The 12313-nt window shown below is 65.2% G+C and carries 9 protein-coding genes; 3 read left to right on the top strand and 6 right to left on the bottom strand.

The window, feature by feature from the left end; translation table 11 throughout:
- Nucleotides 1-81 precede the first annotated feature (81 nt).
- Nucleotides 82-1293, top strand: a complete 1212-nt coding sequence (locus tag AC5RT4_RS12630) for an ROK family transcriptional regulator (RefSeq protein WP_494105956.1) — start codon at nucleotides 82-84, stop codon at nucleotides 1291-1293.
- A 39-nt stretch (nucleotides 1294-1332) separates the two neighbouring features.
- Here AC5RT4_RS12630 and AC5RT4_RS12625 read toward each other — a convergent pair whose 3' ends face one another.
- A complete protein-coding gene (locus AC5RT4_RS12625; protein ID WP_494040668.1) occupies nucleotides 1333-2292 on the bottom strand; it encodes a D-2-hydroxyacid dehydrogenase family protein in 960 nt (319 codons plus the stop codon).
- Between the two features lie 136 nt (nucleotides 2293-2428).
- On the opposite strand from AC5RT4_RS12625, the gene AC5RT4_RS12620 reads away from it, so the two are divergent.
- The gene (locus AC5RT4_RS12620; RefSeq protein ID WP_494105955.1) at nucleotides 2429-3625 is read left to right on the top strand and encodes an MFS transporter; all 1197 of its coding nucleotides are present in this window, start codon (nucleotides 2429-2431) and stop codon (nucleotides 3623-3625) included.
- A gap of 304 nt (nucleotides 3626-3929) precedes the next feature.
- Here the strand turns inward: AC5RT4_RS12620 and aceB are convergent, their stop codons facing one another.
- Together aceB and aceA are read right to left on the bottom strand one after the other, a co-directional pair.
- Entirely contained in the window at nucleotides 3930-5582 is a 1653-nt protein-coding gene (gene aceB / locus AC5RT4_RS12615) for a malate synthase A (protein ID WP_494105954.1), read from the bottom strand.
- A gap of 222 nt (nucleotides 5583-5804) precedes the next feature.
- Entirely contained in the window at nucleotides 5805-7121 is a 1317-nt protein-coding gene (gene aceA / locus AC5RT4_RS12610; protein WP_494105953.1) for an isocitrate lyase, read from the bottom strand.
- Nucleotides 7122-7266: 145 nt separating this feature from the next.
- Here aceA and AC5RT4_RS12605 point away from each other — a divergent pair, with 145 nt between their 5' ends.
- Nucleotides 7267-8775 (top strand): helix-turn-helix domain-containing protein, encoded by a 1509-nt coding sequence (locus tag AC5RT4_RS12605; protein WP_494105952.1) that lies wholly within the window; start codon nucleotides 7267-7269, stop codon nucleotides 8773-8775.
- Nucleotides 8776-8883: 108 nt separating this feature from the next.
- Here the strand turns inward: AC5RT4_RS12605 and AC5RT4_RS12600 are convergent, their stop codons facing one another.
- The 3 genes from AC5RT4_RS12600 to AC5RT4_RS12590 are packed head-to-tail and all read right to left on the bottom strand — an operon-like array spanning nucleotide 8884 to nucleotide 12006.
- On the bottom strand, nucleotides 8884-9900 hold the full coding sequence (locus AC5RT4_RS12600) for a TAXI family TRAP transporter solute-binding subunit (RefSeq protein ID WP_494105951.1): 1017 nt from the start codon (nucleotides 9898-9900) through the stop codon (nucleotides 8884-8886).
- Complete coding sequence (locus AC5RT4_RS12595; protein WP_494105950.1) at nucleotides 9893-11341, bottom strand: HAMP domain-containing sensor histidine kinase; 1449 nt, start codon at nucleotides 11339-11341, stop codon at nucleotides 9893-9895. Before AC5RT4_RS12595 ends, AC5RT4_RS12600 begins: the two co-directional genes overlap by 8 nt.
- A complete protein-coding gene (locus AC5RT4_RS12590) occupies nucleotides 11338-12006 on the bottom strand; it encodes a response regulator transcription factor (protein ID WP_494040674.1) in 669 nt (222 codons plus the stop codon). Before AC5RT4_RS12590 ends, AC5RT4_RS12595 begins: the two co-directional genes overlap by 4 nt.
- Nucleotides 12007-12313 lie beyond the last annotated feature (307 nt).

The raw sequence follows: 12313 nt of genomic DNA, 5'->3' as shown, positions 1-12313 counted from the left end.
CAAAGCTAGAACTACTTTTGATTTACGTCAAGCAAAAGTTGACCGGGTGACATGCAGAAGCGGCCGTGCTATCCATGTTCTATGACCAAGACAGCAGGCAGCAGCGCCACGACTCCTGAGCCTGCGGTAATCCAGGGCGGTGCAGGAGTGCTGTTCCAACTCCTGCGGGACGGCCAGGCACGCACCCGGGCTGAGCTGGCGCTCACCACCGGTCTGGCCAGGTCCACCGTGGCGTCGCGCATTGATGCCCTCCTCGCCGCAGGCCTGGTAGGCCCCGCTGGTGAGGCCAACTCGAGCGGCGGCAGGCCGCCGTCGCGCTTTGCGTTCAATCCGGCGGTGCGCGTGGTGCTGGCCGTGGATGTCGGAGCCACGCACGCGTTGGTCGCCGTCACTGACCTCAAGGGCCAGGTCCTCGCCGAACAGCGCCTGGCGCAGGACGTTGGGGACGGGCCGGAGGCTGTGCTGGGCAGGGTAATTCAGGAGGGGGAGTCGCTCCTCGCCGTGGCCGGACGCGGGCCGACGGACCTGGCGGGCGTCGGGGTCGGTCTTCCGGGGCCGGTGGAGCACGCCACCGGACGGCCGGTTAAGCCACCCATTATGCCGGGCTGGGACGGGTTCGACGTCGTCTCTTACGTTCAGCGCTTGCTGCCGGTTCCCGTGCTGGTGGACAACGATGTGAACATCATGGCACTGGGGGAGCAGGCCGCCCACTGGCCGGGGGAGGAGAACTTCCTGTTCATCAAGGTGGCCACCGGAATCGGCTCCGGGATTATCAGCAGCGGAACCCTGCAGCGCGGTGCCAACGGTACCGCCGGCGACCTGGGCCACGTGCGGGTTCCGCGCGGCGACGACGTCCTGTGCCGCTGCGGCAACTACGGCTGCCTGGAAGCCTTGGCATCCGGTCCGGCACTGACGGCCGCGCTGGTCAGTCAGGGGGTGCCTGCAGCCAGGGGCAGTGATGTGCTGCGGCTTGTGGCGCAGGGAAACCTGCAGGCCATCCAGGTGCTGCGCCAGGCGGGCCGGGACGTAGGCGACGTCCTGGCCACCGCGGTCAACCTGCTTAATCCATCTGTTGTTGTGCTCGGCGGCAGCCTGGGCCAGGCGGGGGAGCACCTGATGGCAGGCGTGCGTGAAGTCGTGTACCGGCGCTCGCTGCCCCTTGCCACAGCCCACCTCCGGATCGCACTGTCCCGGGCCGGGGACCGGGCGGCCATCCTGGGCGCCAGCCGGATGGTGACCCAGCATGTGTTGTCGCCGGCTGCCATCGAGGCAGCGCTGCAGGCAACCGCGTAGCCGGACCAAAGCTCAGCCCGCGTCTTATCCAGGAGAGCTTCAGGCGGAAATGACGCGCACGGGTGAGCCTGCCAACCAGGCCTTGACGTCTTCCAGCGCCCCGCCGTAGAACTGCCGGTAGCTTTCCCGCGTGACGTAGCCGAGGTGCGGGGACAACACCGTGTTGGGTGCGCTGAGGAGCGGGTGGCCCGCGCGCAGGGGTTCGTGGTCGAAGACATCCAGTGCGGCGCCGGCAATCCATCCGTCGGACAAGGCCCGCACCAGGGCGTCCTGGTCAACCAGAGGTCCACGTGCAGTGTTCACCAGCACGCCGTCCGGTCCCAGCAGCCGCAGCTCCGGTTCGCCCACTGTCCCCTCCGAACGGCGAGACAGGCGCAGGTGGAGCGTGGCGACGTCGGAATTGCGGAAAAGTTCCTCTTTGGACACCTTCCGCACCCCTGCCTCGGCAGCGGCCTCGTCCGTCAGGTTCTGGCTCCACGCCAGGACATCCATGCCGAAGGCCTGCCCGTAGCCGGCAACCCTGCGGCCGATCTTGCCGAGGCCCACCACGCCCAGTGTCTTGCCGGCGAGCTCGAAGCCCACGGTGTTCTGCCAGGCTCCTGCACGGACAGAAGCATCCTCGGCGGAAATGTTGCGTGCCAGAGCAAGGAGCAGCGCCCAGGTAAGTTCCGGAGCGGCGGTGGGAGAACCGGGAGTGCCGCACACCGTCTTTCCCAGCTCACCTGCTGCCTCCACATCGATGGACGCGTTTGCCATCCCGGTAGTGACCAGGAGCTGGAGCGCGGGGAGTTTTTCAAGCACTTCCCGGGGGAAGGCGGTCCGCTCCCGCATGGCAATGATGATCGTTACCCCTGCCAGGGCGGACACCAGCGCGTCCTGTGACGGGAACGGCTCCCGGTATGTGGCCACTGTGACGCCCGCGGTTTCCAGGGAGGACCAATCCGCAAAGCCGTGCGCGACGTCCTGGTAGTCATCAAGGATGGCAAGCCGGTGCTGCATGGTGTGTCCTTCGTCCCGGAAGTGCGGCAGAGATGTTCATCGTAAGGCAGGACGGGCCCGCCGCCACCGGGACCTGCCGTGCCGCCGTGATAGCAATGAGGGTGATGAAAAAAGTCTCAAGTCCCAAGCCCCGCAGGTGAGCGGCCGCATTTTTGCCCGGGTTCCCCGTACCTGGATCCTGCTGGCCTGCATCGGGCTGCTGGCGCTGAACCTTCGCGGCCCCTTTGTGGCCGTCGCCCCGGTGGTGGACGTGATGCAGGCCGACCTGGGCTTTACCCCGGTGGTCCTCGGCCTGCTCACCAGTATTCCGGTGCTGTGCTTTGCGCTCGCGGCGCCGCTGGCCTCACTCGTGGCCCGGGGGTACGGCGCAGAGTTTGCTGTGACCCTCACCATCCTGGGTGTGCTGGCGGGTGTGATTATCCGTTCCTCGGGTGGCCCGGTGCTGGTGCTGGCGGGGACGGTAGTGATTGGCCTGGCCATCACCATTGGCAATATCGCCGCGCCCCTCATCATTCGCCGTGACTTTCCGCCGCTGCGGCAGGGAACTGCCATGGGCGTTTACACGGCCGCGCTCAACGTCGGTTCCTTCCTGACCTCGATGGTCACTGCACCGCTGGAAGAAATGGCGGGCTGGCAATTGGCGCTCGCGTCGGTTGGTGTCTTCGCCATAGCTGCCATCGTTTGCTGGGCCCTTGCCGTGGGGCTTCGCGCGGCTTTTGTGCCCTCCGCTGCTGTTGCCCCGGACGGGCCGCGGGCTGCAGCGGTTGCGGGCTCGGGATGGACCACTGCCGGGCTGACGGCGGCGTTCGCCGGACAGGCCTTCTCCTACTACGCGGTCACCGCCTGGCTGCCCAGCTACCTCAATGACGAACTCGGCATGTCCGCTGCCGGGGCCGGAGCGGGATCCTCACTTTTCCAGGTGTTCGCCATTGCAGGCGGCCTCGGCGTGCCGTTCGCCGCCAAATACTTCAGTACGACGACGACGGCCGTCACCGTGGGCCTGCTATGGACAACAGTGCCCGCCGGGCTCCTGCTGGCCCCTGAACTGTGGTGGCTGTGGTCCATTTTTGGTGGTGTTGCCCAGGGCGGCGGGATCACCCTGATCTTCATCGCCATCATCAAGCTGGCCCGGGACCAGGTTGCCGCCGGCCGGATGTCTGCCACCGTCCAAGGGCTGGGGTATTGCTTCGGCGCCGTGGCACCTCCACTGGTGGGTTATGTGCACGACATCTCAGGCTCCTGGACTCCTGCCCTGTTGCTTATCCTGGCGTCGGTGCTGACGTTTTTCCTCGCCGCCACCCTCTCCGTCCGGCGCGTACCCAAGGGGCGGTAAACAGGGATGCCCCAGCGCCGCCGTCGTGCTTTCACCCCACCCCCGGCCCGGGACGCTCTCTCACTTAACGCAAGAAATACAAGGACGCTCTCTCACTTGAAGCAGCTTATGTGCCGACGCTCTCTCACTTTCTTGTGGAAAGTGAGAGAGCATCGCTGGATTGCGTGCAGTAAGTGAGAGAGCGTCGCTGGATCGCGGACCTGCCCAGGGGGTGTTCCAAGGTGTTCCGCCGCCGGGCCGGCCCTCCGGATTTCGGAGGTGCCTGTTGCGGAAGGGCGTGCCGGCCCGGCGAACGGAAGTCTGGTTACGCTAAGGCCAGTTCTTCGACCGATGCCCGTTCGCGGGCTTCCGTGAGGTAGCGGGCGTAGGCGGGGAGCGTGAGGAAGGACGGGAAGTCGCGGGCGAGGGTGACTTCTTCGAAGATGTCGCGGGCGTCTTCGAAGCGGTCGCCGTCAAAGCGTTCCAGCCGGGCGAATTCCTCGTCCAGAAGTTCCTCGATCCAGTGGTGGGTGATGATCTCGCCCTTGTCCGTGATGGCCCGGGCGTAGATCCACTGCCAGAGCTGGGAGCGGGAGATCTCAGCGGTGGCGGCGTCTTCCATGAGGTTGTGGATTGCTACCGCGCCGTTGCCGCGCAACCAGGACTCGATGTAGCGGATGCCCACTTGGATGTTGTTCCGGATGCCCTGTTCGGTGATGGTGCCGTGCAGTGCGGCGATGTTGATCAGGGCGCGGTCGTCCGGCGTGACGTCCTCCCGGAGCCGGTCCAGCTGGTTGTTCCTGTCGCCGAGGATGCTGTCGAACACCTCGCGGCAGACCGGTACCAGGTCGGGGTGGGCCACCCAGGAGCCGTCAAAGCCGTCGTTGGCCTCGCGGGTCTTGTCTGCCCTGACCTTCTCAAATGCGTTGGTGTTGGCCTCGGGGTCCTTGCGGTTGGGCACGGCAGCGGCCATGCCGCCGATGGCCATGGCGCCGCGCTTGTGGCAGGCCCGGACGAGTTGTTCGGTGTAGGCACGCATGAAGGGTGCGGTCATGGTCACCTGTGCCCTGTCGGGAAGGACGAAGCGGGGGCCGCGGGTGCGGAAGTTCTTGATGATGGAGAAGATGTAGTCCCAGCGGCCCGCGTTCAGGCCCGCGGCGTGGTCGCGAAGTTCGTAAAGGATTTCTTCCATTTCGAAGGCTGCGGTGATGGTTTCGATCAGCACGGTGGCGCGGATGGTGCCCTGTGGGATGCCGAGCAGGTCCTGGGCGAGGATAAAGATGTCGTTCCAGAGCCTTGCTTCGAGGTGGTTTTCGATTTTGGGCAGGTAGAAGTAGGGGCCTTTGCCCTGGGCCAGCAGGCGGCGGGCGTTGTGGAAGAAGTACAGGCCGAAGTCCACGATTCCGCCGGCGATCGGGGCGCCGTCGATCAGCATGTGCTTTTCCGGCAGGTGCCAGCCGCGGGGGCGCACCACGATGGTGGTAAGATCTGCGGCGGGGCGGAGTTTGTATTCCTTGCCCTCCGGGCTGGTGAAGTCGATCCGGCGTTCCAGGGCGTCGGTGAGGTTCAACTGGCCCTTGATCACGTTGCGCCAGGTGGGGGTGGACGAGTCCTCCATGTCCGCCAGCCATATCTTGGCGCCGGAGTTCAGGGCATTGATGGTCATCTTCTGGTCCACCGGGCCGGTGATTTCGACGCGGCGGTCCTCCAGGCCGGGAGCCGGGGGAGCGACGCGCCAGGACGGATCGTTGCGGATGTGCTCGGTCTCCCGGAGGAACCGCGGATCAGCGCCGTCGGCGATCGCGGCCCGCCGTGTCCGCCGCGCCTGCAGCAGCTCCTGCCGCCGCCCAGCAGTGGCCCGGTGCAGCTTGGCAATGAATGCCAGTGCGTCGGGGGTTAGCACCTCGTTCTGCCGGCAAACCGGCTGCGCGGTCAAAGTGATGCCATTGATGGTGAAGCTGTCAGTAAAGCTGTTCATTTCAGTCTCCTTAAGAGACGAAAAAGGAAGTTCGACGGCGGTTGACGGCAGGGTGGCGACTAAGGCACGAGGCCGAGGAGCCGGTGTCGCGGCAGCCTGCGTAAAAGGCGCCCCGCGTCCCGGTCCTCGCTCAGCGAGGTCGAAACCGGGACGGGGGGAATAGCAGGCAGAGCGATGCCGGTCCGAACGCCGGAGGCAAGGCCCGCCGTCGAACGCTAAGTTTTAGTGAAACTGGCCCTCTTCGGTCGATCCGACCAGGGCGAGGGTGGATGCGTTCGGGTTGAGCGCGGTGGAGATGGTGTCGAAGTAGCCGGTGCCGACTTCGCGCTGGTGCTTGGTTGCGGTGTAGCCGCGGGATTCGGACGCGAATTCCTTTTCCTGGAGTTCGACGTAGGCGCTCATGCCTTCCCGGGCGTAGCCGTGGGCGAGGTCGAACATCGAGTAGTTCAGGGCGTGGAACCCGGCCAGGGTGATGAACTGGAAGGTGAAGCCCATGGCGCCGAGTTCGCGCTGGAACTTGGCGATGGTGGCGTCGTCCAGGTGCTTGCGCCAGTTGAACGACGGTGAGCAGTTGTAGGAGAGCATCTGGTCCGGGAACTCGGCCTTGACGGCTTCGGCGAACTTACGGGCCAGTTCAAGGTCCGGGGTGCCGGTTTCCATCCAGATCAGGTCGGAGTAGGGTGCGTAGGCTTTGGCGCGCTCGATGCAGGGTTCGATGCCGTTGCGTACCTTGTAGAAGCCCTCAGCGGTACGTTCGCCGGTGATGAACTCGCGATCGCGTTCGTCCACGTCGGAGGTGATGAGGGTGGCTGCTTCGGCGTCGGTGCGGGCGATGACGACGGTAGGGGTGCCGGCGACGTCAGCGGCCAGGCGGGCGGCGTTCAGGGTACGGACGTGCTGCTGGGTGGGGATCAGGACCTTGCCGCCGAGGTGCCCGCACTTCTTTTCAGAGGCGAGCTGGTCTTCCCAGTGAACACCTGAGGCGCCGGCCTGGATCATGGACTTCATCAGCTCGTAGGCGTTCAGCGGGCCGCCGAAGCCCGCCTCAGCGTCGGCAACGATCGGGACCAGCCAGTCCTTAACCGTCTGGACGCCTTCGGCGAATTCGATCTGGTCGGCGCGGAGCAGCGCGTTGTTGATCCGGCGGACCACCGTGGGAACCGAGTTTGCCGGGTACAGGGACTGGTCCGGGTAGGTGTGGCCTGAGTTGTTCGCGTCCGCGGCAACCTGCCAGCCGGAGAGGTAGATGGCGCGCAGGCCTGCCTTGACCTGCTGGACTGCCTGGTTGCCGGTCAGGGCGCCCAATGCGTTGGTGTATCCGCCGGTCTTGTGCTCCTCGGTGAGCTGCTTCCAGAGCTTCTCGGCGCCGCGGCGGGCCAGAGTGTGCTCTTCGGAGACCCGACCGCGGAGGCGGACGACGTCGGAGGCTGAGTAGTCCCGGGTCACACCTTCCCAGCGGGGGTTGGCGGCCCACTCGAGCTCCAGGGCGGTGGCCAGCTGTTCGGGCGTCTGCAAGGTGGGCTCAAATGCTGCAGTCATCGTTGATCTCCTTAATTGAGCTCCGGAATTGGTAGGTGGGAACCGCGTCGTTGAGTTTGCCACCGGCTTTCCGGTGCGGCGTTCTTTCCGTAATACACTTTTCAGCACTTCCAACTCCCTTTCCAGAGAAAAAGGGTGGAAAGAAATGCCGTTCTTCGCGTATCCTGCAGAAATGTCGCCTTCAAGCTGGAACAGGGACGTTTCCCAGCCGCCCACCGCCGCCCCGGGACTGGACGTGATATCGCTGGGCCGCCGGGTACGCCACCTGCGCAAGCAGGCAGGTCTCACGCTCGATGACCTGAGTGCCGCAGTCGGGACTGCCCCCAGCCAGCTGAGTTTGATCGAGAACGGCAAGCGGGAACCGAAACTCGGGCTGCTGCAGCACCTGGCCGCAGCCCTCAACGTCGGCATTGACCAGCTGCTTGGAGCCGAACCGCCCAGCCGCCGCGCGGCCTTGGAAATCGAGCTGGAACGGTACCAGCGCGGACCCCTGTATGAGTCCCTGAACCTGCCCAAAATCCGCATCAGTTCGCGTCTTCCCCTGGACGTCCTCGAGGCCCAGATAGGGCTGCTTCATGAGCTAGAGCGAAAGATGAATGAGCAGGTGGCAACGCCGGAAGAAGCCCGCCGTGCAAACGGTGAACTGCGGGCCATGATGCGCGAGCGGGGAAACTATTTCCCGGAGTACGAGCTGGAGGCGCAAAAAGTTTTGAAGGAGGTGGGGTACACCGCGGGACCACTGAGCCAACACGTCATAGCGGACATCGCCGCGCACCTCGGTTTCGCCCTTCACCATGTGGGCGACTTGCCGCATTCCACCCGTTCGGTAACGGATTTGAAGAACCGAAGAATTTACCTCACGCAAAGCCAGCGGCAGGACCACGATCCCCGGTCCGTGCTGCTGCAGGCCCTGGGGCACTACGTGTTGGGCCACGAAACGCCCCGCAGCTACGGTGATTTCCTGGCACAGCGGGTGGCCACCAACTATTTCGCTGCTGCGCTGCTCCTGCCAGAGCAGGCAACCGTGGAATTTTTACAAAAGGCCAAGGCGGCCAAGAAGATCGCGGTGGAAGATATCCGGGATGCGTTTGCTGTTTCCTACGAGACCGCGGCCCACCGCTTCACCAATCTCGCGACAAAGCACCTGGGCATCACCACTCATTTCCAGAAAACGCACCAGAGCGGCATCATCTACAAGGCGTACGAGAATGACGGAGTGGACTTCCCCCAGGACCACACCGGTGCCATCGAGGGGCAGCCGTCGTGCAAGGCGTGGACCTCGCGGGCCGTGTTTAATGTGCCGGACAAGTTCAGCGCCTACAGCCAATACACCGATACGCCTGCCGGCACCTACTGGTGCACCGCCCGCACCGAACGCTCGGCCGCAGGGGAGTTTTCACTGAGCATCGGGGTGCCGTACCAGCACGTGAAGTGGTTCCGCGGGCGGGAGACGACGGCGCGGGCTACTTCCAACTGCCCGGATCCCGCCTGCTGCAAGCGGCCACCCGAGTCCCTCACAGCGGAATGGGCCGGTAACGCCTGGCCGTCCGCCCGCGCCCACTCGCACCTCCTGGCCGCAATGCCGCCGGGAGCGTTCCCCGGCGTGGACGAGACCGAGGTATACAGCTTCCTGCAGGCCCACTCCGGCAGCTGACCCGGCGCTCTCTCAGGTCCTGCAGCAAAAGCCTGGATCCTCTCTCACTTTTCATACAAAAGTGAGAGAGGATCTGCCTAATCACTGCATCAAGTGAGAGAGCGTCCCTCACCCGTGCAGCACGCGGTATGCCTCCGCCGCCGCCGGGTGCAGCGGAATGCCGGCCGTGTTGACGAGGGTTTCCGGGCTGAGGAACTGGATGCCAAGGCTGGAGCGGGGGATCAATTCCGCGGCCTGGTTGACCAAAAGCTTGACGGTACGTTTCACCGGCTCCTCACCCAGGTCGCTCCGGCACAGCAGCAGGTTCGTCACGCCTACGGTCCAGACGGCAGGAAGTCCTTCGTAGGTTCCGTCGGGGATCAGCACCCGGTCATAAAAAGCGCCGTGCGTGGCCCGGAGCGCCGGGAGCAGCGCAGAGAGGTCCAGGAAGTTGAGCCCGACGTCGTGATGGGCAGCAGCGATGGCCGCGGTGGGAACGCCGCCAGACCAGAACAAAGCGTCCACTCTTCCCTCCCGGAGTGAAGTCAGCCCGTCGTTAAGACCGAGGTTCAAAACCGTGACAGCCTGTCCGGCGGTGCTGGCAGGACCTGCACCGGAATATGCCGAGCTCAGCCCCGCAGCGTCAATCAGGCGTGGAGTGGTCAGGGATGTTCCGGAACCGGGTTCGCCCACGGCAACTGTCCTGCCGGCGAGCTCGAAGATCGTGCGGATTCCGCTGGCCTTGCGGACCGCGCAGTGGACGTAGTTCTCGTAAACCCGTCCAAGCGCTGTGATTCCGGGACCGGGCACGGTTCTGCGCCCTTCCGCCTGGGCTGCGGCATCAGCGAGGGCGACGGCGAATGTCGCCTTCCCGGCCAGGAGCTGTTCGAGATTGTCCAGGCTGCCGCCGGTGGTCAGTGCTGCAGCCTGCCGCGCCACGCCATTGCGCTCCAGGGAGGCAGCAAGGAGGGTAGCGAACTCAAGGTAGAAACCGCCCGGTTCACCCCCTGCGACGGTGACGGATTCCGTCCGGTCTTCCGCAGTGCAGGCGCCCAGCGCGGGCAGCAGCACGCTTGCGAAACCGGCGGCAACACCAGCTTTGAGGGCGGTGCGCCTCGACAATCGGCGCGAACAGGGATCAATCATTGGGCGACCTTACGGCTGCCGGGGCGCCGCCTGCAGGAGCGGCCGGGAACTCCAGGGCAGCGGCCAAGCCGTGGGGCTGTGCCTCGCGAAGCAGCAGGCGCCCCCCGTTGGCGGCCACAAGCTTCTCCACGATCGTCATGCCCAGGCCGTTGCCGCTGATGTCCCGGTGCCGGGGTGAGCGCCAAAACCTGTGGGTGGCAGTAGTGCGCTCTTCGGGCGAAAGCCCTGGCCCGTCGTCGGACACCTCAATGACCACGGTGGCGCCGCAGACCCGTACCGCAACGGAAATGCGGGCCCGGCCCGCGTACTTGATGGCGTTGTTCAGCAGTTCTCCCACCATCTGAGCAAGGTGGTCCGCGTTGCATGAGATAAGTGGGGTCTGCGCGGGTGGACTGTCCAGGAGGATGGAGGACCCGGCGTGCTGGGCGGAGGGTCCGGCCCGTTCAACTTCTTCCTGGACGACGGCGAAGGGGTCAATAGGTCCGTGGCCGCCCTGCGGAAGCCTGCTGAGCGGGATGGCGGCTGCGTCCACAAAAGCCCGGTGCTCCGCCGCGGCCAGCCGGAGCACTCCGTCGAGGAGATGTTCAACGCGCTCCAGTTCGGTCACAACGGCGGCCGCCGCAGCCTGAGCGCGGGCGGTCTTCAATTCCAGCTGCAGCAGGTCGATCCGCAGCCGCAGGGCGCCCACCGGGTTGCGCAGTTCGTGTGAGGTGTCAGCAATGAGCTGGCGCTGGGATTCAATGCTGTCGCTGACGCTCTGTGCCATCGCGGTGAACGAGCGGCTCAGTTCCCTCAATTCCGGCGGCCCTTCCGCGGGCAGTTGGCGGCTGCGCCCGGTGGTTTCAAGTTCGGCGACGGCGGCGTTAAGACGGTGGACCGGGCGCAGCACCCACCGGGTCACCCTGGCAGCTCCGAATAGGAGCATGCCCGTGAGCGCGGATGCTGCCAGTCCGACGGCGAGCCACCGTTCCCGCAGTTTCTGCCGGGCAGCGTCCCGGTTGACCTCCAAAACGGCTGCGCCGAGCACTTGGCTGGCGCTGCCGAAGGAGCGGGAAATGACCTCGGATCCGGTCCCGAACGGTTCGATCGGCGCCAGGGTAGTGTCGCTGAGGTTCAAATTCGCCCGGGCAATCGCGTCCTGTACGTCGGGCCTGTTCTCACTCAGCCCGCCGGAGCGCAGGGTGCCCTGCTGGAGGCGGATCAGGACGCCTTCACCGTAGAGCTCGGAATACCTGTTCATCTCGGCCTGAAGCTGGACGGAATCACCGCCGTCAGTTCCGGCGTCGAACGCAACCTGCGCAAGCCGGTTGAGGGCAGCCGCCCTGTTGATCTGGAGTTCCTGGGTGAGCTCCCTGCTGGCAGAGGCGAGGATAGCGTTGGAACCGATCAGCACCAGGAGGACGGCCAGGATGCTCAGGACCCCGAGGACACGGACCCTCACGCAGGAGCCGCCTCGATGCGGTAGCCAACGCCTCGGACATTGATGATAAAGCCCGGCAGCTGCAGCTTGGACCTAAGGCCGGTCAGGTGCACGTCAAGTGACCGCGAGGAGGCCAGGAAGGCGTCGCCCCACAGAGCGTCCAGGATCTGCTCCCGGGTGACCACTGAGCCCGCATGGCGGGCCAGGAGCGCAAGCAGGTCGAATTCCGTGGCGGTCAGGGGAAGGGGCTGCTGGCCGAGAAGGGCCACCCGGCGCTCGAGGTCCACTTCGAGTTCTCCCAGTACGATCCGCTGCTGCCTGTTGTCCCTGGCGCGGCCCGTTCGCCTGGTGACGGCCTCAATGCGTGCGAGGAGTTCCACCAGCTTTACCGGCTTGACGAGGTAGTCGTCAGCACCCGAGCGCAGTCCCAGCACCACGCTGCGTTCGTCGTCGCGGGCGGTAAGAATCAGGATGGGCACAGGGGTGACCTGGCGGAGCTTGCGGAGTACGTCCAGGCCGTCCATGTCCGGAAGCCCCAGGTCCAGCAGGATAACCTCGAACCGCCTGTGCTCGAGGAGGGCGTCTGCACCCCGGGAAACCCTGCTGGAGGTATGCCCGGCCGAGACCACCGCAGCATCAAGGGCGGACGCCATGGCGTCGTCGTCCTCGACGATAAGCACATCCATTGCCAGTTCCTGTTCCTTTTCAGCTGCTTCCTGATTCCCCTGCCTGCCTTTGGAGGTTACCCCTTCCGCTGGTTTCCAGTCCTGCCCTGCCTTCCCCCGCATGGAACACCCCGCGGGGGAAAACCTAAGGAAGTGTTAGGAAATCCGCTTCCGCTTGGGCTGTGCGTTAGCTCACGAATAGCTTTGGTGGGGTCCTCAGGCCTTACAGGGGACGCACAACGTCGAGGAGGAACCATGAGCAATGCTGCCATGGACAGCAACGAAGCCAGGCCGCAGCGGACAGCGGGGGCCGCGCAGCCAAGGAAGG

This window comes from Arthrobacter sp. sptzw42 (assembly GCF_059089685.1).
Note: the sequence above shows the minus strand (reverse complement) of the source record. Positions and strands in the feature narration are given on the sequence as shown.

What these genes read in the sequence shown, in the direction of transcription:
- aceA (WP_494105953.1), bottom strand. Translation starts at nt 7,121, where the DNA reads ATGACTGCAGCATTTGAGCCCACCTTGCAGACGCCCGAACAGCTGGCC.
- AC5RT4_RS12605 (WP_494105952.1), top strand. Translation starts at nt 7,267, where the DNA reads ATGCCGTTCTTCGCGTATCCTGCAGAAATGTCGCCTTCAAGCTGGAAC.
- AC5RT4_RS12600 (WP_494105951.1), bottom strand. Translation starts at nt 9,900, where the DNA reads ATGATTGATCCCTGTTCGCGCCGATTGTCGAGGCGCACCGCCCTCAAA.
- aceB (WP_494105954.1), bottom strand. Translation starts at nt 5,582, where the DNA reads ATGAACAGCTTTACTGACAGCTTCACCATCAATGGCATCACTTTGACC.
- AC5RT4_RS12590 (WP_494040674.1), bottom strand. Translation starts at nt 12,006, where the DNA reads ATGGATGTGCTTATCGTCGAGGACGACGACGCCATGGCGTCCGCCCTT.
- AC5RT4_RS12630 (WP_494105956.1), top strand. Translation starts at nt 82, where the DNA reads ATGACCAAGACAGCAGGCAGCAGCGCCACGACTCCTGAGCCTGCGGTA.
- AC5RT4_RS12625 (WP_494040668.1), bottom strand. Translation starts at nt 2,292, where the DNA reads ATGCAGCACCGGCTTGCCATCCTTGATGACTACCAGGACGTCGCGCAC.